Raw genomic sequence first — 24,413 nt, 5'->3', positions numbered from 1 at the left:
AAATAGCCAGAAGAATTACTTTAAAACTAAGCAAACACAATGATTTGGACTAACCTTTAGGTAAGTGAATTGCGAACAGTGAAGCGATGAAAATATTATTATTCATTTTTTGTATGTTTAGCTCGATTTGTTTGGCAGCTCAAGGAGATAAGACGCTGCGAATTTATCATGATGCTGACTATTCCAATTTAAGCGAGTCAGCAGAAGCGATAAAAATGGGATTTTTAACTGCCCTCAATGAGGTGGATAACAAACTTCAAGGGCATCGTATTGAATTGATACCAAAAGATCATCGTGGCAACAGTAACCGCAGCTTACTGCATTTTAAGCAGTTTTTAAAAGACCCAAGTGCACTGCTGGTGCTTGGTGGTGTGCACTCTCCTCCGTACATTAAATTTAGAGAGTTTATAAATGAAAACCAGGCACTTTTACTTGTTCCTTGGGCAGCCGGAGGCCCGATCACACGCCATCCAAGTGAGAATAATTGGGTATTTCGGCTCTCCGTTGACGATACAAAAGCTGGGAAAGTCCTCATTAACTATACCCTAGGACAAAAATGTCTTTCACCACATTTGCTATTAGAAGACACCGCTTGGGGAAGGTCGAACTACGACACCATTTTAACTGAATACAAAAAGATTAAACCGACTAATGCACTGCCTGTTTCTTGGTTTAATTGGTCTACAAAAGCCAGTGAGGCGCGAGTTATTACTCGCAATATTATCGAAAGCGATCCGCAATGCGTTATCTTTGTTGGTAATGCGCTCGAGGGCGCTGAATTTATTAATGCAATGGCCAGTATTGATGAGGCGCAGCGACTACCAATTGTGAGCCATTGGGGGATCACTGCGGGTAACTTTTTTGAAGTGGCAGGGAGCAAACTGGCTTCGGAAGTTACGTTAGCCGTGCTACAGAGCTGCTTTTCGTTTGAGAATAAACCCCTTAATGAAAATGCTCAGCAAGTTTATAGCCGTGCAAGAGAATTGTTTCCTGATACGTTTGCGACAAATGGATTTGTACAAGCAACCCCCGGATTTGTTCATGGTTATGACATTGCAAAATTACTGATTGCAGCTTCAAAGCAAGTCGAGTTTACGGATTCCATGACTCAAAATAGAGCGCGATTGAAAACGGCTTTGGAAAACCTGTACACGCCAGTACAAGGCTTAGTAAAAAAATATAAACGGCCGTTCAGTGTATGGTCTAGTAATAATGATTCAGCGCATGAAGCACTCACTGTTGATGATTTATGTATGGGTCAATATCAGCCTAACGGCAGTATTAAGCTGATCTATAACTATTCGGAGCAGCATTGAAAAGTAAACTCTCATTGACGAGCAATCGAGCCTTTTATGCTTTTTTGATACTCACACTCGTCATTTCACTGGTACTAAGCGCGCTATTTGTTGGATTGCGAGCAAACGTCATTGTGGAAGACTTAGTGAAGGAAACCAATGAGACTCAGGCCCAGTTGGCGGTCAATAATCTAACGCTCTACTTGGAAAGCCGCAAGCAAGTTCTTACCGATCTTTCATCGCATTCAATTGTCGTTAATGGCGCGATGGGAACGGGGCTCTCCGCTGCTAAATTGCAAGACTTTCTCCGTGACTTTCAGATCATAGGTAAGGAAGAGAAGTTACTGGTGATCAATGTGCTTGGTGAAGTGGTTTACGCAAACTTTGATCATCATGAAGTGCTCGATGCTAAGCCCCAATGGCTGGATAAAGTCATCAATGCAGATATAGCCAGTGCAATTGATTTAACAGAGGTTGGCAATCAACACTACTTTACTGTGGCGGTGCCAATTTACTATAACGGTTTTGCTGAGGGCGCATTAATCGGTGAGCTTTCAACTAGCTTGGAAAGCTTATTATCGGTATCTATGGATCATCGATTCCATAATATTTCACTCACAGGGCGCTGGGTTAATTTTTCTGATACTACAAATCCAGAAGACTTTTTTAGTATTGAGTCTCTCGACATTGGCACTACTGGCCTAAGGCTTGATTACCGCATAGAAAAGCGTCTGATTACCGATGAGGTGGCAGGGTTTGTTTGGGACCTTGTGGGCGCTATAGCATTCGGCTTATTGATTTCATTCGGTCTATTATTGTTATTTGGCAGGCAGTTACTATTAAACCCATTTAAAAAGTTGGAAGAATCGAAGCGCACTCTAGAGCGCAGTGAAGAAAGGTTTAAATTAGCAATCGTGGGTAGTGACGATGGACTTTGGGACTGGGATCTTGAACGCAATGCGGTGTTTTATTCTGATAGATTTAAGTCTTTACTAGGGTTTACCCAAGAAAACAAAGCGCTGTTTTCTGCCCACATCTCCAGTTTGTTTGACCGAGTGCATCCAGAAGATTTGGCGAACCTAGAAAAGTCAATTCATTATCATATGACCGAAGAAGAACCATTTGGCATTGAGTGTCGAATTAAAACAAGACAAAACAATTATCGTTATTACTGGCTTAAGGGCGCTTCGGCACTAAAAGATAACAAAGCAAAGCGGATCGTCGGGTCGCTGTCAGACATTACCGAGCAAAAGCTTCGGCAAGAAGCGTTGAGAAAGGCAAAAGAGCAAAATGATCTGCTTGCCCAAGCGATAGAGTGTGCAAACGTTGGTATTACCATTGCTGATGCCAATAAACCAGAATTACCGATTGTATTTGCGAATAAAACATTTGAGCATATCACTGGATATGGAAAGGAGGTTTTAGGAAAAAACTGCCGCGTGCTTCAAGGAGAAAAAACTCAACCGCAAGCGCTTGACCAAATTAGAGCGGCAATTATTAATCATGAATTTGTAAAAGTTGAGCTGATAAACTACACGAAATCGGGCAAAGCGTTTTGGAATAGCTTGCAGATTTCCCCTGTATTTAATAAAGACAATCAACTCACTGCATTTGTCGGTATTCAGCAAGATATTTCTGCAGCAGTGGAGGCGAAAAAGGAGTTAGAGTTGGCCAAGCATCAAGCCGAGCAGGGCGCAAAGGCCAAAAGTGAATTTCTTGCTTCGATGAGTCATGAGATCCGCACCCCAATGAATGGGGTTATTGGAATGCTCAGTTTACTTGAGGACGAACACCTTACTCAAACACAATTACATAAAGTGAGTTTGGCTATGGGGAGTGCAAAGTCCTTATTAAACTTAATCAATGATATTTTAGATTTTTCCAAAATAGAAGCCGGTAAATTGGAGCTAGAGCAGCTTGACTTTGATGTGAGAAGCTTGCTTGGAGAGCTGGTAGAGTCGGTAGCGCTACAGGCACAGAAAAAGGGGTTAGAGATAGTTCTAGACGTTACTCAGATCAACGAACCTGTGGTGAAAGGAGACCCGAGTCGGCTACGGCAAGTGCTCACCAACTTGATAAGTAATGCGATTAAATTTACCGAACAGGGCGAAATTATTATTCGTGCTTGGTTCGATAAAACACAAGAGCCATTGCGCTTTTTTTGCACGGTTGAAGATACAGGAATAGGCATACCGGCAGATAAAGCAGACAGACTATTTACCAAGTTTTCACAAGTGGATGCTTCAACCACTCGTAAGTATGGTGGTACAGGTTTAGGTTTAGCTATTGTAAAACAGCTCTGTGAACTTATGGGAGGAGATATTAGCGTTCAGAGTCGCTTAGGCTATGGCAGTGAATTTACGTTCTTTATCTCGTTAACTCCCAGTGATAACGCTGAACTCAACACCTCAGAGATTAATCTAGCGGGCATAAAAATACTACTTGTAGATGACAGCTTGTCCACGCTATCAACATTAGAGTCACAGCTAGAGCTGTGGGGAGCTGAAGTATACAAAGCGAACTCAGGGATCCAGGCTCTGTCATTGTGCGAATCAGAGTATCAAAAAGATAAGACGGTTTTTGATATTGCGCTTTTGGATATGACATTACGAGGGATGTCTGGTGAGCAGCTCGGCGAAGCACTTAAAAATGATAAGCGATGGCAGTCGATGAAACTCATTATGATGACGCAAATGGGCGCGAAAGGAGATGGTCAGTATTACGCTGAGCGTGGTTACTCTGGTTATTTCCCCAAACCTGTGACTACCAAAGACTTATTTGATGCACTGACGATCTTAGCCGAAGATGGTCAGACGCTTGCACAAGCAAAACCACTAGTAACCAGTCATTATTTAAAGTTGGTAAGAAAAACCACCGACACGCCGTTAAAATGGCCAACTCCGTGTCGGATTTTACTGGTTGAAGATAATAAGGTTAATCAAGTTGTTGCACTGAGTATGCTGAAAAAACTGGGGATCGAAGCGGTGACAGTGGCAGAGAATGGGCTATTGGCAATAGAGTTACTTAAATCGAGTCATGGCGAGTGTCAATTTGAACTTATTCTGATGGATTGCCAGATGCCAGAAATGGACGGGTATCGAACTACAGAGTTAATTCGTGAAGGTGAGGCTGGTGATGTATATCGGGCATTAACAGTGATAGCAATGACTGCAAATGCCATGACTGGCGACCGGGAAAAGTGCTTAAACGCTGGCATGAATGATTACCTTACTAAACCTATCTCTCAAGAGCCACTGAGTACGAAGTTACAGTACTGGTTATATAAAAGCATATACCTAGCTAACGACGATAAAGAGGGAACGACGTAGCGCCAAACTTAACGGCGATAGGGTTTGAAATTGGCAATTAGTTTTTTATGTGATAAATTTACTGTATATAAAAACAGTTGTATTGCTACGCTTTGAGAAAAGAACTCCCCGCAAAGTATTATTTAAGCCATTTCAATGAGCTTGTGACATACCTCTTTGAGGTTTGTGAGCCATTATTGAGTGACGCACAGCTAACACTGCTAAAACGGCTGCAGCAATTACCTGAGAACGAGCTATGTTTGTTGGTGCGCTTTATTTCTCGTAAAACCCCATACCTAGATGTTCATCAGTTGAATTACCAAGAAATTGAGGATATTCAATCTGTTGCACTTGAACTTAAAGAGAAAAAACTACTTCGCGGTGTCGTACAAAAGGACTTAAGGACCTTCTTTGGCTGCCTTACAAAGCCCCATTTAATTCAACTTGCTGAAGCCAGCCTCATAACAGAGTTACCTAGTAAAACAGCAAAAAAAGCGGATTGGATCAATGCATTGTTAGGTGCTATGCCTGTGGCACAATTACATCAGCAAAGCCATTTTTCAGGCTATTTAACCCTTACATTTCAAGCTGATGTTGATTACTTCTTATTTTTATATTTTGCTAAGCCCGGATTTAGCTTGGCACAGTTCTCCATGCGGGATCTCGGGGTTATGAATACGCGCAGCGCTGTTAAGCATTATCATGCTCATTTTGAACAACGGGCAGAAGCTCAGAGTGCTTTTTTCTATACAACAGCGCTAGCAGAGCTAAAAGAGATCACAAAGGACGAATTGTTTGCTCAAGCAGAAAACCTTTTAGCGCAGAAAAATCCTGAGGCTGTTGGTCACTACGCGACATCGGCTTTTGCTAAATACGCATACACATTAGCCAAGAAATTGGGGCCGACATCTGCGCACTACATTAGGCTGTTGGCGGTGAGTGAGCATCCTCAAGCACTTGAAGCACTGATCCGTCACCACTATAAAATGGGAGCTATTGAGGTAGCTAAACAGCAGCTTGAGCAGATTTTACAGGGCGAATACGACGAGACCTTGATGATATTTGCTGAAGATTTTTATCAGCGAAAGTTTAATAAGAAACGCACTTCCCTATTGACTGACATGCTCAGAAAAAGTGCCCCGGCAATAAAGGTAGATGAAGCGTATAAGGGGCAAACAGAAGCGGGGGTCGTTGATTATTATCAACGTCATGGGGTCGCAGCATATCATGTTGAGAACAAGATCTGGCTAACTCTGTTCGGACTAACTTTCTGGCAGGAGTTATTTAATCACCCCAATAGCTCTGTGGCAAATGGGTTTTCTCGTACCCCTGCTGTGTTAAAAGACAATCAGTTTTATGCTGAGTTGGGTCATGATATTGAAGCTCGCTTAGCCAGTTTTACAAGTGCAAAAGCATGGTCAGCTTGGCTATTAAAGCAGATGATAGAAAATTATGGAGAACCAAATCGGCTATTTTACTGGCATGAGCAACTGTTAGAGCCAGTTGAATGCTTACTTTCTCACAGTAATATCGACACTCTAAAGCAGGTGCTTCGGTTAATGTCTCAGGACTTTAATTCTATGAGGTCTGGGTTCCCTGATCTGATGGTGGTTGCACCTGAGAGTGGGATTAGATTTGAGGAAATTAAGGCCCCGGGCGACAGCCTAAGTCGAAGTCAGCTCGTTAGTATTGCGAAGTTACTGACGTGCAATATTGCGACTAAAATACAAACTGTAGAGTGGCAAATTACACCAGAGCAACCTTATGTCATTGTAGATATTGAGACGACAGGGGGCAATAAGGAAGTTGATAGGATCACTGAAATTGCCATGGTTAAAGTGGTGAACGGTGAGGTGGTAGACAAGTGGCAGTCATTGGTCGATCCGATGCGCCGTATACCAGCAAGAATAACGGAGTTAACGGGGATCTCTCAAGCCATGGTCAACGGCGCACCGCGGTTCAGTGAAGTGATGGACCAAGTGCTGGATTTTAGTCAAGGGGCAATTTTTGTTGCCCATAATGTTAACTTTGATTATGGCTTTATTCGACAGGAGTGTATCCGCGCGGGCGGGGAGTTTTGTCGAGCTAAACTTTGTACTGTGCAGTTAGCGCGAAAGTATATACCAGGACTGAAATCCTATGCGCTAGGCGCGTTATCACAGGCATTAGGGGTTGATTTAGTTAATCACCATAGGGCCATGGATGATGCCTTGGCAGCCACTGAAATCTTTTTGCAGATTAACGCCATAAGGCAGGAGCAGTAACATGTCTGCGGTTCGCTTTATGCATCAACAAATGGGGTTGTTTTGGGGAACTGGTGTTTGGTTAGGGGTAGTTTGTGTCGCAAAGCTGCCATGGCAACCTGTCTACTCAGCAGCACTCTTATTGGTACTGAACCTAATTATTCTACTCTTATTTTGGTGGGATAAGCGTGCCTCAACATTGGCTCAGTCTCGGGTTTCTGAAAAAACGCTGTTGCTGTGTGGCCTCATTGGATTAAATATTTGTACTCCTTTCGCAATGTACGTGCTAAGACACAAGACCATTAAACCGAGCTTTAACTTAAAGCTGTTAATCGTTTTAGTTATGCAATCACTGGCATTCGGAGCCCTGTTTATATGGTTATTTATGGTGAATTGACCTAACAAATCTGATCACAACGACTACTTATTCAGTGAATTTTTTATTGCTAAATCTTCTTGTTTGAACAATTATCAAACTTAATATAACGGAGAGAATAAAAATGAATAAGTTAGTACTATTACTGAGCCAGTATGCCAAATATCACCGTAGTAAAAAGAATATACTCACCCACTTTTTTGGGATCCCACTGATTGTGCTTGCTGTGGTTGGTATGACATTTATCCCGCTGTTTGAGGTATCGGGGATGACGGTGACCTTAGCGCTTGTACTTGGTGTGGCACTATGCATTTACTATGCGTTTTTATCGCTGGTACTAGCCCTGTTGATGGGCGCTATTCTAGGGGGCTTCTATTGGTTGGTGTATATCGTCAATCCATTGTTAATCGAAGCTGGGGTGATGACGATACTGTTCTGGGCTGGTGTCTTTTTTGTGGGGTGGGTATTGCAGTTTATCGGTCATTATTTTGAAGGTAAAAAACCTGCATTTGTTGATGACCTGATTGGGCTGGCGATAGGGCCTCTATTCGTTTTGGTGGAGTTGTTGTTTTTGTTTGGACTGTTTAAACAGCTAGAAAACGAGATAATTGATAATGCTGGTGAGTATAAAGCCTAAGCATTGGGGCAGAAGAGTGGTTTCTGCCCGCTTAATCATGAGGCTAGGTGGTCATACGCGTTTCTAGCTTAGACCCTTTAATGATGGTGATGTCTTGGCAGTTTAATCTCACTCTGCCACAACGTGTTTCCAGTAAAAACGTCGCCTCTGGGTAATCATCGCCGCCTGAGTCAACAAACTGCTTGCGTGCTCTGTGTACCATGATGTTCATGTGATTAGTTTGTACACCTAATGCTTTTGCTAGGTCATCACGATAAACCCATCCTTGCACGTCTGTTTCTAACCCCGCATCTTTGTCTTGAATACGGGCTCTCGCAAGCAACAACAGAAGGTAGTGATGACTTCTTACCCCCAAATCGAGGTGCTTATCATCAACGCACAGCGTTAACTGGGTGTCTTCTTCGTCTTGACTCACATTGAACTCGAGCGCCATAGGTTTTGCGGCTTTTTGACACTCTAAGTGCTTTGTGACTGCGATGGTGGTTGCAGAAAAAAACATCCACTGATCATTCATCAATGAAATAATACTACCATCAATGAGTGCCTGACGGTCTGAGGTATTGAGGTCCTCTAAAAACCAATAATTAAGCAACTTATCATAATAAATGATGTGCTTAGGCTCGTCTTCGCTGGGAAGCAGCAGTTGGTTGGTGACTTCAATTACTTTTTGATTATTAGACTGAGAAACTAAATATTGGCATTCCGTTTGTAAATTGGCCGCGACAAAAGAATTTTGGCCTGGCGCTGCAAAATCGATCTTGTCATTTTCAAATAATTGATACGGCAAGTTTTTGTCGAGCTTTTTATCATTTATCCAAATGCCATTGGTGCTAACATCTCTGATAAACCATTTGTTTTCATTGAGCTCTATGATGGCGTGATGTCTCGAAACCCCTGGCTTGTCTATCAAGGTGTCTACGCTATATTTGTAGCGGCCTACCGTGTGATAGCTTTTGAGATAGACTCGTTCGAGTTTCTGTTCGTCGATTAAATAAGCCATAGTTAGTTCCGTATAACTTTGATGAAAATTACATGCCTATACATTATTCGGTTATCTTGCACTAACAAGGCCGCAATTTGACAAAACTCAGTGTATAGGTGACGCGAAGCATACAATTTTATTCCCTTCTACTCAATGATAAAGACCCACGAGGTGGGTCTCGTTGAGGGAAGAATTCACCAGTATTTATGCAACTGGCATGGTCTGATTTGGAATTACACCATTTAGTCTTAATACTTGCTCAATTTGAGAGGGTAAATCAGACGCTAACGGTATTAAAAATTTCTCATTTAGAACAACTAAATAGTAAAATTTTCGCCTGGTTATCGACAAGATTTTCTCGCCTCAAAATAGAGCACAAATAATTAGGCTAAGTGGTATTACAGTTTTTCTAGTTTGACGCGGAACCCCAAAAACTCGACCACTTGTTTGGTAAAAGACTGACAAGTCCTAGCAAACATGTTTAGTTTAATCGGTTTACAAAAATTTAGCTATTACACCGCATTACACTGAGATTACGGGACTTTTATAGCATATCGACTTGAATATATCGCCGTCATAAACCATATTTTAAGGTAGCAAAGCATACAGTCAGTAGCATCAGCAAGCACTTGCTAATTCAAGGGTTTTATTGAGTAGAGTCTACCTGACGACAGTAATTACAGCCAAAGCACCGCGCGTTTTTGCAACTTTTATGCTCAAGCACATAAATTCGATGCTGTTGGTACAAGAAATAGGTATTTTTACTCACTAAGGAGTAATCAAATGGGCCGATATAACGCATTGAAAACCGTGAAATTAGAAGGGACATTTCAACTATGCGACCATTTTGACTCTGAGCCGTTAACAATGGACAGCAGTGCTCTTAAAGTGGTGACTGACTTTACTCGGCGACAACCGCAGGTGATTGCAAAAGATGTCGATATAGATCATGCCTTGTATATGATGAAAAATGGCCATGTTAGGTCAAAACTCGTTGTGGATGAAGGCGATAACTTTTTGGGCGTGGTGAATTGTAGAGATTTGTCGGGTCGTAAGGTACTCAGTGTGGCACAAAGAAAGCAAATCTCTCGTGAAGATGTATGTGTTGAAGATGTAATGGTAGCTAAAGAGGCGTTATACGCTGTGCCCTATGAGATTGTGGCTAGAAGTACCATTGGAGATGTACTTGAGACCCTGCAGAGCTTAGGGTCGCAACATGTGCTCTTAATTGGCAATGAAGGATTAAGGGGAATGATTTCAGCTGGTGATATTGCAAGAGCACTTCACATTCCTGTGAGCATATTGCAAAAGCCAACTTCATTTAAAGAGATTTTCGGTGTTGTCAGTGGCAGAGAAGATCTTATCAATTGATCACATTGTTTTTAGCTTGGTTGGTTTAGCGTATGTGGTTTGCAGTGTGGCTTAGAGGGCCACACTGGCAGTGTACTTGTATTCAACCTAATAATACCGATTGAATTAATTCTCTAATCAATTTTAAGGATGAAATAGCATAGTAGCGTCGTTAAAAACTTCTCATTTAGAGCAACTAAACAGCAAAATTTCTGCCTAGCTACTAACGCTATTTCTGCGCTTCAAATAGCGCATTTACTTAATACATTTGGTATAACTTGCTGTTTAGCAGCTGTTATCCTTTATTAACTGTGTTAAATTTGCTTGCAATAAACCAGCTATCGACGCACCAATTTTCCTTTTATTAAAAAATAACTTCTGGCTAGTGCGATACTACACTGTTGGGATTAGATACTTTTGTTAGCTAACTAACTTCTTATCCCTGGTTCAGGTTATTTATTTTTTTCAAGTACTTAATTGCACCACGAATGGCCGCGACTTGACCTGCAATACAATTTTCAGGGGTCGCATTTTTGCCGTCAGGGTATACTTCTGTAGTGGTAACAAAAGGGGCTTCGGTCATCCCCATACACAGACCCAAAGCGGTCCCATCGTAATTAATCACACCATGTTGCTCAATTGCCACACCAATAAGTTGACCATTTTCATCGGCATCCGCTATCTGCGTCACTGCTGCGACTTCCTCAATAATACACTCTTGGAATGCCGCTTCAGGTTTTTGGGTATGTCCTACTAGGTAAAACCCATCAGGAATATTCCAATTATGGTTTTCTTTACCTTCTCTAGCGGCTAGGGCCGGACGAAACTCTGAGTTATCAGAATCCGTTGTTTCATGTAAGTCGATGTGACAAAGTACCTCGGCTACCTTGTTTTGAACAAACTGCATAGCCTGTCTCGATTCGGGAGCTGGACTATCCTCATAAAAGGAACGGTTTGGATCAACCGCGGCTGGGTTCCAGCGATTAATTGTTTCGTATCCCCAAGGGCTCAAGCATGGCAAGATTATAAAGTTATAATCCGCTTCATGTTGTGCAGCTTCTGACTTTGCAAAAGCCAAGGCACCATGAATACCGCTGGTTTCATAACCATGTACGCCACCAGTAACCAGTATCGTTGGGTTATCTGTGTTCCAGCGTTTGGTTGTTAAAGCAAACAGAGGATACGTTTTAGTTGAGTAGCTGAGTTGCCCATATTCAGTTACTTCAAAGGCTTGTGTTAATTGCTCGATTTGAGTCACAACTTCATCGAAGTAAGAGCGTTTTAGTGTTTGAGTGCTGAGCCACTGCTGCTTTTCGGCGGCGCTCCAAGGTACGCCTAGCGTACCTATTGGATATTGTTTTTGCATACTAACCTCGCTATAAATTTGTGACATCATACGCAATGGTCAGATTTGAAAGCAACTATATGCGCTGAGCGCAAGCAAACTGTTGCTAAGTATTAGAAGTAGCCTAGTTGCTTTAGGCTGTGTTGTTGCGCCGAGCTCGGCTTAAAGGACCAAATTCTTAGCACGCCAGTTGTTAAATAAAGCTTGGTATAGCTGAACCAAAGCAGGCGCTCGACGGAAATTTTCTTGACCTCTTCTGCGGGAATATAATGTTTTTGACCTAGTAGGTTTTGATAAACTACCCCTTGATTACAGACCCTTACTCTACTTTGACCGCTGAAAATGCTCCACAACCCCGCTACGATATAAAAAATAATCGCTACTGATGATGCCATCTGGATAAAGGACATTAAACTGATCTGCTCTGAAACCACAAAGGTGTCCAAAACAAGTAAGCTTAGCGCAATCATAGAAAGCGAAATAAAAAATGAGAGGTTCATTCCTAGCTTTAACTCTTTCATTATTGTTCCTATTCTTTTAATGAGAAATTTTGAGAGCGTGCAAATTATTGAAACAAAATGAATCAAATATGGAGCAAATGATTTTTTCTTCTCAAATCAATCTTTATAGTTGCGTAATTTGGAATGAACTAGTTGTTTAGTATGATGTTTGCTGTCGTAAATACCATTACTGTGTTTATTGTTAAAAGCGATTCAGTGGATGTCGACTATTTACCACATTAATTTGCCTTAATGTTGGTTTAGGGTTTTGAATTTAAAGTAGTTTACTGTTTTTAATACCACACTGTTATCGGGGGATATGCAACTTGCACTTTTTTAATATGACAAATGAGTAAAGTTAGCATATTGTTTATATTCTATCGGTGTTTTGTTCCATCTTGAACTATCTGTAACATGCACTACAGAAAAAGGTTAAGGAAGAATTATGAAATTTGAACAGTTATTAAACCACTTTGATACAGGTATTTGTGTTGACCAAATGCAAAAAGAGGCATTGCTCGACATTGCGTTGCTGTTTATCGGTGTCGATGGTGTGATCAGTGAAAGCGAAAAGCATGTCGTCAGAAAATGGGCGAAAGGCCTACAATGGAATTCAGCCATCGCACTTGATGACTATATAGAAGACAGCCTATCCAAGTCTGTAGTCGCAATTAAAAATGATGATATTGAAGCTTATGTACAGCACCGGATGAATAACATTGTTGATGAACCGATGCGAAAGCTAGCAAAAGATCTTGCTGTACGAGTTATTGAAGCTGATGGCAACGTAAAACAAGCCGAGAAGGAAGCTTTGGCTATATTAGAGGCGGAGCTGTAACGCAACATGGTCATTAACCAACTAATGCATTGTGGGTTTATGCTCAACAACCTAAACTTGGGATAACAACTTGTTCTCTAGCAGCTGTTATCCCTTACTACTGCGTTAAACTGCCAGCTATTGACACACAAACTTGCCTTGCATTAAGAAATAACTTCTGGCTAGCGTGGTATTACGCTTTTGAGCTTAGGCATTTTAGTTGGTTAACTAACTTCTGACTCCAAGTTCAAGTTAAATAAGCACCACAATGCGCTTAATTTTAAGTGACATTAGCTTGCTTTGCGACTGCTAACTTTACCGTAATCATCTCGTTTATGCATGAGAAAACTGCTGGATTAAACGCGTTTGTTGTTCTATCTGATGCAGTAACTCTTGACTTAAAGCAAACGATTGTTCGCCATGTTCTGTCCCTTTTTCTGCCAGCATTGTTACGCTCTCCACGTTGAGGCTTATCTGCTTTACAACACAGCTTTGTTGCTCAATGGCTGCGGCAACGCTGCGATTTAAATCGGCCAAATGCATAACATGGCTTTGAATTGTATCTAAGCTCGAACCGTTATTTTTTGCAAGGTCAACACTTTGGTTTGACAGGTTATTACTCTTTTGGACGGATTCGACTGCTGAGCTAGATATGTCGTTGAGCTCTTTTAATAGCGTGGTAATTTCCTCTGTCGAAGATTGTGTTCGTTGCGCTAAGGTACGGACTTCATCTGCAACCACAGAGAAACCGCGACCATGATCGCCAGCACGAGCAGCCTCAATCGCTGCGTTAAGTGCCAGTAAGTTGGTTTGATCGGCAATGGAGTTAATAACACTCAGCATATTTTGGATTCTGTCATTGCCAGAGACTAGGCGATTAACGGCATTGTTGACCTCCATCAGGTGCTCGTCAAGATAATGGATAGAGTCGATTACATCTTTAACTGCTGATTTCCCCAGCCCTGTTTGTTGCTCTGAGTGATTGGCGGCATCTGCGGCATGATTAACGTTTTCTGACAGCTCATCAATGGTTTGCGAAAACTCTTCCATGCATACAACCATTTCTTTGGCTTCGCTGGTTTGTTGTTTAAGTAATTCAGAGACAGATTGACCGCTTTGGGTGGTGAGTTTTGCATTTTCGCTAACTTGTAAGGAAACGTCATTCACTCGTCCAATAACGGCTGCAATTTTGGCTTTTTGCATTTCAAATGCCAAGCTGATATCTGCAATTCTATCGCGAGACCCACCGTAAATTATCGACATGATATCATTATCGAAAATGGTTTTTGCTTGGTTTAATAGATGAGTGTATTTTTTGCTAAATTGCAGCATTAACCCTGTGGCGCTAAGCAGCAAAACTAGGGGGATGAGGGTTACCCAAAAACTATCAAACAGAGGCAAAATTGCAACAGATACAGTCGCCAATAACATTAAAGCAAGTGCGAGCGAGTGACTATTATAGCGACGGATTGGCGCTTCTGAATCAAGCGTCGCATAGGTTTTCTCTGCGCGTTTGATTATCTCTGGAGAGGGGCAAGTTCTAACGGACTGATATTCTGAGACTCTACCTTGAGGATCTTTGATGGGGGTGACAAATGCATTAACCCAGTAGTAATCGCCATTCTTAGCTGAGTTTTTAACAGGTCCCATCCAAGACTGACCACGTTGAATGGTTGACCACATATTTTTGAATGCTGCCTTTGGCATATCTGGATTACGTACCAAGTTATGAGGTTGTCCCAACATTTCATCCATGCTATATCCTGCAATGTCACAAAATGATTCATTGGCATAGGTGATACGACTGTCCAGATCCGTGGTTGAAAGCAGCACACTGTGCTTTTTTAACTTTATTTCCCTACCTGTTGTGTTTGGCATTGTTTTTTATCTCGGTAGCTGACGACCGGAGAAATATAAATCTAAGACTTTATACTCAGAAGCATTTTTTACAAAATCGGGATATTAACACCGCATTTAATGACCAAGATCACGGCTCCATAAGTTCGTAACGCCGACTTCAGCTTCATTGTGTTAAATCAACAAAATGAAAATATATTCATGTTACTGAACGTAACTAATGTCAGTACAAGTTGTTGTCCCGCGGTAAGATTACTTCTGCAGGCTAGGAGAACAACCAAGTATAAGGCGGCAGTGCGCCGCCTTATACTTTATGAGAAGAAACCAGTCACTAGTGGCTGATACGTATCTACCATCTTTTTACCGTTACACCAGACGCTATGTGGTGTGAGTGTTGCGGCATCAAGTAGTACTAGGTCTGCATCGCCTTCGACGCAAACCCTTCCTTTGTCTAAGCCCAAGATATGCGCAGGATTGGCGGTGATGGATTGCAACGCGAGCTCAATGGGGACATCAAATTGTTGCACCGCTTGTTGAAACGAACTAAGCAGTGACGACTCCGAGCCGACTTCAAACCCAACTAATTCATTGTGCACATTATAGATGGGTAAACTGGCATGTCCGTCTGAGCTCATAGTGAGTTGTTGCGGATTAACGCCTTTGTCTAAACAGTATGCCAGTGCCTCAGCTGCGGCGAGCTCGCCATTGGCAAGATCATACTCAGTCGTGCTTGTGGTAAAGTCAATCGTTCCACCAGCTTTGCAAAAAGCGATGCCCGCAGTTAGCAGCTCAGCATTGCGGTTCATATGCGTGGGGTAAAATTGATTGAGTGGTATTTCAGTCGACTGAGCAACCTCGTGCAGTAGCTGCAAATGCTCAACACCTGTACCAACATGAATGGAAACTGTGCCTCGCTTCCCACTCAGTAGCCCCGCCGTTCTTGCTTCTGCGGCAACGCTTGCCAGCGCCTTGACTGACGGCTGTGTACCGCGGTGATCGGCAATAGCCACTTCGCCTACACCGATTATTTCGTCGATATACATAATATCGTGACGAATACTATGGCCCAAGGTCTTGATAGGTAGATGATAAGAGCCGGTATGACAAAATGCGTTTAATCCTTCTTGTTTAAGTCCTTTAGCTTTTGCAATTAAGTCAGTATGGGTTCTGCTTACATCGTCGGTGCCAAGTGCGCCTATTACTGTGGTGATCCCGTGTTTTGTGGCATCAGTAAGGTTCATTTGCGGAGTACGGCTTGCAAAACCCGCCTCGCCACCTCCACCACTAAAATGCACTAAGGCATCAACAAACCCAGGGGTTAAAAGAAATGACGAGCCATCAATCAGAGAGAATTCTATACTGCTGTTTAATTCAATCTTTTCTTCGATTGCTAGAATTTTTCCTCCAGCAAAGAGCACATCGCGTTTTCCAAGCTTTTTTGGAGTAAAAAGCTCAACATTTTTAATAAGTGTTAGCATAAATTTATTGATAATTTGTTAGCTGAGCAAATAGGGTAACCACACTTGCTAAGGTGAAAAGAAGTAACATAAAGCGCCAGATAAACTGCACCCAATCATTCCAAGAAAGCTTGACCACGCCTAAGCAGCCGATCAAACTTGCTGAAGTGGGAATAATAATATTAGTGAGTCCGTCTCCCAGTTGAAAAGCCAATACCGCGGTTTGCCGCGACACGCCAATTAAATCTGCAAGCGGCGCCATGATGGGCATTGTGATTGCAGCCTGCCCGGAGCCTGATGACACAAAGAAGTTAAATAGGGATTGAAATACGTACATAAACCAAGCGGCCAGTGCATCGGGTACTTGGGTTATTAAGGTTGCAGCGTAATAGAGTAGGGTATTTAAAATGGATGGAGTTTGTAGATCGCTACCACCTAACAATAACACCAGCCCTTTTGCCAGTCCCACCAATAGTGCTGCAGGTAATAGCTCTGCGCTTCCAGTTTTAAATGCATCTACGGATTGGCTGATGGATTGACGCCCACCAAGTTTGGCGATGGCGGCAATAACCAGTCCGAGGATAAAAAACTGTGTCGCTAGCTCAGGAATATAATAGCCTTTTGCTGTGACGCCATAGATCACCCAAACAATAACCAGTAAGAATGCTAGTAACAAGGCCTTGTCTACCAGCGCTAATTTATCTGGAGCGGTACTTGCGGCAATGGCATCATGACTTGTTCTGATTTTTGCGGCGTAGCGCATGGTAAAAACCAACCCAACCAGCGTAAATAAGGCTGTAAGTGCTACCCTAAATTCGGCGCCGGAGAATACCGGTAATTGTGCAATACTTTGCGCGATGGCAATGCTAAATGGATTCATTGCAGAGGTGGCAAAGCCAATTTGTGTTGCTACATAAGTGACCAGTACGGTGACCTGAGCGTTATAACCAAGGCGTTGCATGATAGGGTAGAGCACAATACAAAACGCGATGGCCTCTTCCCCCATACCAAAAATGGCTCCTCCCAAGGCAAAAGTGATAAAAAGGCAGGGGATAAATAACCAATCTATACGTTGAGTGGAGTTGATCAATGCCATGATGCCATTGTCGATGGCTTTAGTTTGCATCAGTACGCCAAACGCACCGCCAGTGATTAAAATGAACGCAATGACACCAATAGCTGCGCCATTTCTATCACCACTCACTAGCCCTTCAAAAAGCACATTAAACAAACCTGCTTCGCCTTGGGTGGCAAACAAAGGCATAGGAGCGGGCGCTTGCGCTTGAGAAAACTGCGAGAGCGCAACCGCTTCTTGTGTGCCTTTAAGGTCAAAAGCGCCAGGCAAAATGAAGTGTGACACCCCATAACAGAGTCCTGCAATCACCAGCAAAATAACAAATGCGTCGGGCATTTTTATCGTTTTTCGCATAAATATAACGAAAATGGGGTTGCCCCCATTTCTCCATTAGAACTGGTAAGTTAATCCCAGCGTATAGTTAGTCCCAAACGCATTGTGATTAATCGAATCGAAGCCTCGAGAAGAGCCATACACTGTAGGTGGTTTCTTATCTAAAAGGTTATCTATGCTGAGTCTCACCCTTAGATCGTCAGATAATTGATAACCAGCACTGACATCTACCACTGTCCAGCTGTCAACGTCTCGTTGTGATTCGCTATCCAATTTGCCAAGCTCAGCAAGTTCATCGATTTCTCTTCCTCGTAGCCCTTCAATATCATCAGCGTAGCTGTCAGTATAGTTTGCCCCTAGCGAGATATAAAAATCATCGGCGTTATAAGTTAATGAAACTCTGCCAATATTTTCTGGGTATCTGAACGTGCCTACGAGTTCTTCAGCTTCATCTGAACCGGGTTTATTGCGCTCATATTCAAGGTAATGAGTGGCATCTAGCTTGACTATTAAATCTGCGTTTTCGAGTCTAAATCTATGGTCAAATTTAATGTCTAGCCCTGCAATGTCTTGGCTCCCCGTGTTCTCTAGCTGGATAACGTGGTCACGATACAGTTGCAAGCTTTGTGAGCGTGGATCAAACTCATTGATATAAGCAGTTAAAATCTCATCTAGATTTGCGCCACGTTGCGCGATGCTCAAACCTTGGGCGTCGGTAACGCTGCACACGTCCTCATCGTAAGAAATTCCCATTTGGCCTTCAGGAACAAGTCCACAGTGGCGCAAAGAGGCATCGTTGATAGCTCGGTTGAGTACAGCAGTCATGTTGGTATCGATGACATCTGTGTATTCAAACTGCCAATAGTCAATGGTAACTGTGGTATCACGAGTTGGACTCCAAGCAACCCCCAAAGATAGTGACTCGGACTCTTCGGCATTAAGCTGGCTATTACCGAGCTCCAGTGAATTTACAGTGACTTGCGTGCCATCTCCCTCACAGTATAGATCGGCAACCGCTTGGTTAGCGCCGCAATCAAAAGTCGAGGTGGTGGTTCTTAGTTTTACTCCCGCTTGCGTTAAAGATGGAGCCCTGAATGAAGTTGACCAGCCCGCACGGAGCATTAATGCATCGGTTGGGCGATAACTAATACCAATTTTGGGGTTAAATGTTGAGCCAAAGTCGTCAAAGTGGTCATAACGGCCTGCCAGCTGCATCTCTACGGTGTCGGTAAGGGGAATATATAGTTCGGCAAATGCACCTAGTTGTGTTCGCTGCGCATTTGCAATGCTTGAGCCATAACCAAATACATCAACTAGATAATCATTGGCGGCATCCGCAACGGCATCGCGAGAAGGCGTGTCTGAAAGCTCTTCATTTCGTGCCTCAACACCAAAGGAGGACTGTACCGTGATATCTTGCCACGTAAATAATTCACCTGAGATAGTAAAGTCCCAGCTATAAATCTGACTGGTTCCTTCCCTTGTTGGACGTGCTTGAGTCAGGGCTAAGGTAGCATCGTTAGCACTATTACCTACTAAAAATGGGTTGTAAAAGTCCAGTAGGCTAGCATTTCCACAGCTTAACTGGCCATTGCTGATATCTGCAATATTCCCATCGTTACAGAGTTCTCCGGCCAAAGCAGCGTGGAATTTATAGCGATTGTAAACGCCTTCGGTAGCTACCTGATCAGATTTTGACTCAGAAAACATGATCCCCGATACCCAATCCCATTGGCCTAGTTGGCCCTCTAAACTAGAGACCAAACGCATATTCTGACTTTCGACCTCAATGGTGCGTGGCGCATTAAAGCGGGCATCAAACTGAAAGCCCCATTGCTCTTGTCCAAGTAAGGTATCGAATGGGTCGATATAGAGTGACTCTAGTAATGGATTATTGCCATTTTGCTCGTCAAAAATGAATAGGGCATCCTCTTTCACCCAAGGGCCTTCACCATCATCTAGCTGATTGATTGCGGCTGGTGTTGAGTATGCAGTGGACTTGGTTTTACTGATGAAAAACTCGGTTTTCCATGTTAAATCACCAAGCTGTTGATTAAACATGGCGCCACCCGACATGCTCTCAAATGGTGTTCGTAACACATCGTCTTGATTGCCATAATAAGCGCAGATCTGTTCACCATACTCAGTGGTTACCAGCTCACTCATACAACCGGGAGCTGCAAGCTCGTTGCCATCACGACTGCTGTAATAATAAATATTTGGTGTGTTCTCGAGTTTGGGCAGATAAGAGTAACCATTTACTAGGTTTGGTGTTGCTAGATAATCCCTGTCTGTTGCGTTGAATTGATTGCGGTCATAAAAGTCAGCGAATAGCATCAGGTTACCATCACCGATCTCAGTTCCCCAAATGAGGTTAACTTGACTTTTCCCTTCATCGGAGCTTTCTAGGCTATTCCCATAGCTCACTTCTAGCTCAGCACCATCATAATTGTCTTTGAGAATGTAGTTAATTACGCCTGCTACAGCATCGGCGCCATAAATTGCAGAGGCGCCAGTGGCTAAAATCTCAACACGTTCAATTGCAGCGAGTGGAATAGCGTTTACATCAACAAAGTTTTGAGTGCCAGCTGCAAAAGAACTAGGGGCGACACGGCGACCGTTGATTAAGGTTAATGTGGCTGAAGGGCCCATACCTCTAAGGCTTGCAGCGGCTTGACCTGCGGGAGTTGAGGTCGATGTGCTGCCGCTTTCGCTGGTAGAGAAGGTGCCTGACCCTCCTTTTAATTGCGGAATATCTTGCAGCAGTTCGTAAATGGACGAGGCGCCAGAGCGGTCAATATCTTCTGCGCTTAGTATGGTGATAGGCTGTGTTCCTTCAAGATCAACTCCTTTGATCCGTGAGCCCGTAACTTCAATTCGCTCAACCGAGGTTGTGTTTTGATTATCTTGTTCTTCCGCCTGAGCTGTTAAACTAGAAGCAGCCAAGGCTGCTGAAATTGCTATAAATAGTCTGTTGTACATTACTTCACCTACTTTCTGTTGATGAGGGGCTTAGTAAAGGCAAGTGGCGTTATTTCTGTATTTATACCAATTGAATTCATTCCCTAATCAATTTGAATGATGAAATAGCATATTAGCGTCGTTAAAAACTTCTCATTTAGAACAAATGAATAGCAAAATTTTTGCCTAGCTACTCACGCTATTTCGGTGCTTCAAATAGCTCACTTACTTAATATATTTGGTATTATTTTTGTGATGATTAGTCGACACATTGGTACTTGGGTGTTTGCTAAAATGATAGCAAAGCGCCTACAGCACCAGCTGCACGAATAAGGATCACGCCACTGCGAAAAATCGCGATACTGCGCCTATACTCGGCCGTTTAATTTTTATAAGAAATTAAGAGGTGGGGTTGCATTCAATAGACAACACCACGGTATTACACCGTGTGTCTACTCGTCGAACCACTCAGAAAGGTAGTGAGGTGAGTAGAAGTAGCAAACAAATTTGAACGCTTTCTTCAACATAGTTTCATCTCGTGTTTTTTGACAATGCAAACTGGCTTGTGCTAGCTTGCTCTTTGCAATGTTCATTAAAATTTATAGCACAAGCGTTTTTGTGCTGACAAGTCGTTTTTAACAAAATTGTTTGGAATTTATCATGAATGTTGTGTTTTTTATCCGCTCAGTTATCACGGTGAGCACGCTTTTCTTCAGCTTAACCCCTTCTGCACAAACACTTTATTTAATAGGTGGTGCACTTAAAACTTGCTCTAGTATGGCAACAAAAAATTGTGAAAAAAATGTCGAGTTTTCTGCTGCTGCAAAAACACATTTATTATTTTCTGTTGATGAAATGGCAACAAAAAGATTTGCCAGTCGTTGGCCTACCGCAAATCAAAAGCATCTTAAGCGCACCTTAAAACTACTGGAAAAGTTACCGCTAAATAAGGCGCTGTCTAAAACTGATCTTATCCAACGGGTTAAACAGTTGGATGGTGAACTATACCGAGATTGGAGCAATAAAGAGTTTTACTTTTTCTTTGATATGCTCGAGCTGCCTTTGTTGTATCAGCATAAGCGGATCCCTGAGTTGGTTAATACCAAGGGGAATAATGAAGCAGCGAGTACTGAAATTTTAGAAGATATTGTCGCGAGTATTACTAAAACTAAGCATAAAAAATTATTACTTGTGACTGCGTCATCTCGAGATCCTTATGAGTCTGCTGATTTTTATCAAGGGTTGTTTCAAGACTATGATATTGACGCACAATGGTTACCATTAACTCCTGCACTAGCCGCTGCAATCAATAACAACGCTTGTAAAAACCTAGAGCTGTACCGAAATACGCTTAACGGCGTTTATAATCGAGAAGCCGTTTATCCCGATAGGACACTGAGTGAGTACAAATTGTGTCAGCGTGGTATCGAACAACTAACACGACAAATAAAAAGCGCCGATGCTATCATGTTCAATGGCGGCGATCAGTCGCTGACCAAACAAGTCATGTACTCTAGTGATACGCAAACCCCCTATCCTTGGACTGCGGCATTAAAGCAAGTACCGATAGTGATTGGGACGAGTGCTGGTACAGCGGTGCAGTCAGGTGGGAACAATGTCTTTGGTAACGTTCCCATGATCACCAATGGTAGCAGTATAGAGGCATTGCAAAGTGGGGCGCTAAATGCTGCTGCACCTGCGCAAAATTGCGATAAGCATGGTGGGTGTGGCAAGTTAAATACTGACTCATTAACTTATGACGCCGCGGGTGGGCTTGGGACCTTTTCGTATGGCATTTTAGATACACATTTCAGTGAGCGAGGCAGAAGCTTCCGGCTTGCGGTGCTTGCTCAGCAAAGTGGACAAAAGTTTGGTTTTGGTGTAGATGAAACCACGGCACTAAAGCTTGAAAATACCACCGGACGCTTTTCTGTAATAGGTAAAGAAGGTGTGGTTGTGATCACAGCTCTCACTCCACAGCGTTTTTACTACTCATTTTATCCCGCGGGCAGTGAACACCTTATTTCAACATTAAATAATGTAGCAAAAAACGCCCAACCATCGGTAAAAATTAAAGATAAAGGGCTGTCGGTGAGTCATCTCCTTGAGGAAAATGCACTGCGTGATGTAGTGCAGAAAATGTGCGCAGAACAAACTAAACAAGTGGAAGCATCCCACCATAACTTGCCTACAATTTATATAACGCGAACCAGCGAAAGCCGCTGTGACAAACAAGAAAGTGGTATGTACTTGGTGAAAAACATAGCTATAAACTGGGTTCTTGATTGAGCCGCAGTGTTGAACCCTAAAGTGAACCCTGTGCCGAGCGTGACCAGCTAAATTGCAGGCTACTGCTCGGCAATAACCAGGTTAAGACTTGCATACCTCGGTGGTATTGATGGTTAGTTGGCATGCCTGCTTTTGTTCCGATTGCCAATGTTGAATGTCAGACTGTGCGGTGCAGCCAGCATCTTCAATCAGTATCACCTCATCTTTGCATAACAACAGGACTGCGTGGTTTGCCTGCGTTTCTACCTTGAGTTGATAACCCTCAAACGGTGCAATTTTGCTGGTGTCGTTATTAATCGCAGCCAGTAGTAGCGTTTGTGGATCGTCAAACTTATTGGTGCTGAACTTTAAAGTTCCATCCACAGCGGCAGCAATATCTTTGAGTTGAGAAGCAAGATCAGCCATATCTTCAGGGTCATTGCTGTATGCTGTCTTGGTGCAGCCCAGTGACAACACAATAACGGCGGCCAGTGCTATATATTTCATGTTATCGCTCCCATGCGGTTAAATGACCCGACTCATCTTTACCGGTATCTAAGTTCCAGTTTCGGATTTCTCCGCATGCTTTACTCTCAAACACAGCGTTAGCGACAATGGTTATATAGTACCTAATGTTATTAACGGCTTTATCGAAAATCTTATCGTAATGCATAGGGATATCGGGGGTAGCTAAGTGTTCGATGTAGTCTTGGTTTATTTCATCTTGGCGTGGATAAAAAAGACCGCTACCAGCGGCTACATGTCGCGCGAGAGGGAAAAGTCGATAACCTTCTTCGACAGTATCGACAACCAGTTGAAAGCCCTTATGCCAAGCTTCAAAGTCTGGTGCTACATTATCTGTATAGTCAGCGTGGACGAGTGCTAAGATATGCTGCCAAATATGTTGAATATCAGTATCAAAAGTGCCGTCGGCGTTAGTACATGAACCGATATTAAGTTTGACTCTATCGGCAAGTCCTACTTCACCTAAATTTAGTCGTTGCCAGATAAACGAATCTTGATGCATTTCACAATCGCGATGGGCTGTTTGGTTCTGTTCGTAGGGGCCAACTTTTAATTCCACAACGGGGTGAATAGTGATGTCAGCGGCAACGTGAGACATATAACCGCAAAGCCAAGCAAAGCACTTTTCTTGAGCTTGCCCTTCTTGTGTTTGGCAGTATGCTATAGCCGCTTTAATTATCTCTCCGGTACGCTCGTAATGCATCAAGTCAGCCCACTTATTTTGCGCCGATTGACCGACCGCCAAATAAGGGTAATCTGGTGAAACACAACCAAGCTCCACATACTTTTGTTTATTGCTAAGAATGCGTTTAGCCTCAGTTGGCATATTCATTGTCAGCAACGCATTGTTCTCAGTCGCGATATTAGCGGCCGTAATATGGGCAAATGCACCTGGCATACGTGACTCCTTGTTCTGAAACCTGCCCTTAATACTAGTGTAATAAAACAAACTTACAAATTATGAATCTTATCGGTAAATTTGTCCCCACCACAGCCTAGCTTAGTCGAAGGTGGTTTACCCGCCGATTTGCGGTGCAAAAAATCGCGAGGTTAACTCGCTCCCACCACGGTAGGAAGTGGTTTA

17 protein-coding genes are annotated in these 24,413 nt (G+C 42.8%); 8 read left to right on the top strand and 9 right to left on the bottom strand.

The window, feature by feature from the left end; genetic code table 11:
• The first annotated feature begins 86 nt into the window (after positions 1-86).
• From CEX98_RS12745 to CEX98_RS12725, 5 genes are all read left to right on the top strand, one after another.
• Positions 87-1,316: an ABC transporter substrate-binding protein gene (locus tag CEX98_RS12745; RefSeq protein WP_099642441.1), complete on the top strand. Its 1,230-nt coding sequence runs from the start codon at positions 87-89 to the stop codon at positions 1,314-1,316.
• Positions 1,313-4,624 (top strand): PAS domain-containing hybrid sensor histidine kinase/response regulator, encoded by a 3,312-nt coding sequence (locus CEX98_RS12740; RefSeq protein ID WP_099642440.1) that lies wholly within the window; start codon positions 1,313-1,315, stop codon positions 4,622-4,624. The genes CEX98_RS12745 and CEX98_RS12740 overlap by 4 nt, the downstream gene beginning before the upstream one ends.
• Before the next feature lie 77 nt (positions 4,625-4,701).
• Positions 4,702-6,867 carry an exonuclease domain-containing protein gene (locus tag CEX98_RS12735; protein ID WP_347337903.1) on the top strand — a complete coding sequence of 722 codons (2,166 nt, stop codon included), beginning with the start codon at positions 4,702-4,704 and terminating at the stop codon, positions 6,865-6,867.
• Between the two features lies 1 nt (position 6,868).
• A complete protein-coding gene (locus CEX98_RS12730) occupies positions 6,869-7,243 on the top strand; it encodes a DUF1294 domain-containing protein (protein WP_099642438.1) in 375 nt (124 codons plus the stop codon).
• Positions 7,244-7,346: 103 nt separating this feature from the next.
• Positions 7,347-7,859 (top strand): DUF962 domain-containing protein, encoded by a 513-nt coding sequence (locus tag CEX98_RS12725; RefSeq protein ID WP_099642437.1) that lies wholly within the window; start codon positions 7,347-7,349, stop codon positions 7,857-7,859.
• 43 nt (positions 7,860-7,902) lie between these two features.
• Here CEX98_RS12725 and CEX98_RS12720 read toward each other — a convergent pair whose 3' ends face one another.
• The gene (locus CEX98_RS12720) at positions 7,903-8,859 is read right to left on the bottom strand and encodes an FHA domain-containing protein (RefSeq protein WP_099642436.1); all 957 of its coding nucleotides are present in this window, start codon (positions 8,857-8,859) and stop codon (positions 7,903-7,905) included.
• A gap of 765 nt (positions 8,860-9,624) precedes the next feature.
• Between CEX98_RS12720 and CEX98_RS12715 the strand changes: the two genes are divergently transcribed.
• Positions 9,625-10,212, top strand: a complete 588-nt coding sequence (locus CEX98_RS12715) for a CBS domain-containing protein (protein ID WP_099642435.1) — start codon at positions 9,625-9,627, stop codon at positions 10,210-10,212.
• Positions 10,213-10,627: 415 nt separating this feature from the next.
• Here CEX98_RS12715 and CEX98_RS12710 read toward each other — a convergent pair whose 3' ends face one another.
• Both CEX98_RS12710 and CEX98_RS12705 read right to left on the bottom strand, forming a co-directional pair.
• Positions 10,628-11,557: a M14 family metallopeptidase gene (locus CEX98_RS12710; protein ID WP_099642434.1), complete on the bottom strand. Its 930-nt coding sequence runs from the start codon at positions 11,555-11,557 to the stop codon at positions 10,628-10,630.
• A 92-nt stretch (positions 11,558-11,649) separates the two neighbouring features.
• Entirely contained in the window at positions 11,650-12,057 is a 408-nt protein-coding gene (locus CEX98_RS12705; protein ID WP_099642433.1) for a hypothetical protein, read from the bottom strand.
• A 424-nt stretch (positions 12,058-12,481) separates the two neighbouring features.
• Between CEX98_RS12705 and CEX98_RS12700 the strand changes: the two genes are divergently transcribed.
• Positions 12,482-12,874 (top strand): hypothetical protein, encoded by a 393-nt coding sequence (locus tag CEX98_RS12700; RefSeq protein WP_099642432.1) that lies wholly within the window; start codon positions 12,482-12,484, stop codon positions 12,872-12,874.
• A 312-nt stretch (positions 12,875-13,186) separates the two neighbouring features.
• On the opposite strand, the gene CEX98_RS12695 is transcribed toward CEX98_RS12700, so the two are convergent.
• From CEX98_RS12695 to CEX98_RS12680, 4 genes are all read right to left on the bottom strand, one after another.
• Positions 13,187-14,731: a methyl-accepting chemotaxis protein gene (locus CEX98_RS12695; RefSeq protein WP_099642431.1), complete on the bottom strand. Its 1,545-nt coding sequence runs from the start codon at positions 14,729-14,731 to the stop codon at positions 13,187-13,189.
• Between the two features lie 290 nt (positions 14,732-15,021).
• The gene (gene iadA, locus CEX98_RS12690; protein ID WP_099642430.1) at positions 15,022-16,188 is read right to left on the bottom strand and encodes a beta-aspartyl-peptidase; all 1,167 of its coding nucleotides are present in this window, start codon (positions 16,186-16,188) and stop codon (positions 15,022-15,024) included.
• 4 nt (positions 16,189-16,192) lie between these two features.
• A complete protein-coding gene (gene yfcC / locus CEX98_RS12685; protein ID WP_099642429.1) occupies positions 16,193-17,596 on the bottom strand; it encodes a putative basic amino acid antiporter YfcC in 1,404 nt (467 codons plus the stop codon).
• 36 nt (positions 17,597-17,632) lie between these two features.
• Entirely contained in the window at positions 17,633-20,557 is a 2,925-nt protein-coding gene (locus CEX98_RS12680; protein WP_099642428.1) for a TonB-dependent receptor domain-containing protein, read from the bottom strand.
• Between the two features lie 639 nt (positions 20,558-21,196).
• Between CEX98_RS12680 and CEX98_RS12675 the strand changes: the two genes are divergently transcribed.
• Positions 21,197-22,825 (top strand): cyanophycinase, encoded by a 1,629-nt coding sequence (locus CEX98_RS12675; protein WP_099642427.1) that lies wholly within the window; start codon positions 21,197-21,199, stop codon positions 22,823-22,825.
• Between the two features lie 81 nt (positions 22,826-22,906).
• Here CEX98_RS12675 and CEX98_RS12670 read toward each other — a convergent pair whose 3' ends face one another.
• Both CEX98_RS12670 and CEX98_RS12665 read right to left on the bottom strand, forming a co-directional pair.
• Positions 22,907-23,311 carry a hypothetical protein gene (locus CEX98_RS12670; protein WP_099642426.1) on the bottom strand — a complete coding sequence of 135 codons (405 nt, stop codon included), beginning with the start codon at positions 23,309-23,311 and terminating at the stop codon, positions 22,907-22,909.
• Between the two features lies 1 nt (position 23,312).
• Positions 23,313-24,227 (bottom strand): zinc dependent phospholipase C family protein, encoded by a 915-nt coding sequence (locus CEX98_RS12665; RefSeq protein ID WP_099642425.1) that lies wholly within the window; start codon positions 24,225-24,227, stop codon positions 23,313-23,315.
• Between the last annotated feature and the right edge of the window lie 186 nt (positions 24,228-24,413).

Origin of the sequence: Pseudoalteromonas piscicida (assembly GCF_002744175.1) — a bacterium.
GTDB lineage: Bacteria > Pseudomonadota > Gammaproteobacteria > Enterobacterales > Alteromonadaceae > Pseudoalteromonas > Pseudoalteromonas piscicida_B.
Note: the sequence above shows the minus strand (reverse complement) of the source record. Positions and strands in the feature narration are given on the sequence as shown.

What these genes read in the sequence shown, in the direction of transcription:
- CEX98_RS12725 (WP_099642437.1), top strand. Translation starts at nt 7,347, where the DNA reads ATGAATAAGTTAGTACTATTACTGAGCCAGTATGCCAAATATCACCGT.
- yfcC (WP_099642429.1), bottom strand. Translation starts at nt 17,596, where the DNA reads ATGCGAAAAACGATAAAAATGCCCGACGCATTTGTTATTTTGCTGGTG.
- iadA (WP_099642430.1), bottom strand. Translation starts at nt 16,188, where the DNA reads ATGCTAACACTTATTAAAAATGTTGAGCTTTTTACTCCAAAAAAGCTT.
- CEX98_RS12710 (WP_099642434.1), bottom strand. Translation starts at nt 11,557, where the DNA reads ATGCAAAAACAATATCCAATAGGTACGCTAGGCGTACCTTGGAGCGCC.
- CEX98_RS12720 (WP_099642436.1), bottom strand. Translation starts at nt 8,859, where the DNA reads ATGGCTTATTTAATCGACGAACAGAAACTCGAACGAGTCTATCTCAAA.
- CEX98_RS12675 (WP_099642427.1), top strand. Translation starts at nt 21,197, where the DNA reads ATGAATGTTGTGTTTTTTATCCGCTCAGTTATCACGGTGAGCACGCTT.
- CEX98_RS12715 (WP_099642435.1), top strand. Translation starts at nt 9,625, where the DNA reads ATGGGCCGATATAACGCATTGAAAACCGTGAAATTAGAAGGGACATTT.
- CEX98_RS12705 (WP_099642433.1), bottom strand. Translation starts at nt 12,057, where the DNA reads ATGAAAGAGTTAAAGCTAGGAATGAACCTCTCATTTTTTATTTCGCTT.
- CEX98_RS12665 (WP_099642425.1), bottom strand. Translation starts at nt 24,227, where the DNA reads ATGCCAGGTGCATTTGCCCATATTACGGCCGCTAATATCGCGACTGAG.
- CEX98_RS12730 (WP_099642438.1), top strand. Translation starts at nt 6,869, where the DNA reads ATGTCTGCGGTTCGCTTTATGCATCAACAAATGGGGTTGTTTTGGGGA.
- CEX98_RS12700 (WP_099642432.1), top strand. Translation starts at nt 12,482, where the DNA reads ATGAAATTTGAACAGTTATTAAACCACTTTGATACAGGTATTTGTGTT.
- CEX98_RS12670 (WP_099642426.1), bottom strand. Translation starts at nt 23,311, where the DNA reads ATGAAATATATAGCACTGGCCGCCGTTATTGTGTTGTCACTGGGCTGC.
- CEX98_RS12695 (WP_099642431.1), bottom strand. Translation starts at nt 14,731, where the DNA reads ATGCCAAACACAACAGGTAGGGAAATAAAGTTAAAAAAGCACAGTGTG.
- CEX98_RS12745 (WP_099642441.1), top strand. Translation starts at nt 87, where the DNA reads ATGAAAATATTATTATTCATTTTTTGTATGTTTAGCTCGATTTGTTTG.
- CEX98_RS12680 (WP_099642428.1), bottom strand. Translation starts at nt 20,557, where the DNA reads ATGTACAACAGACTATTTATAGCAATTTCAGCAGCCTTGGCTGCTTCT.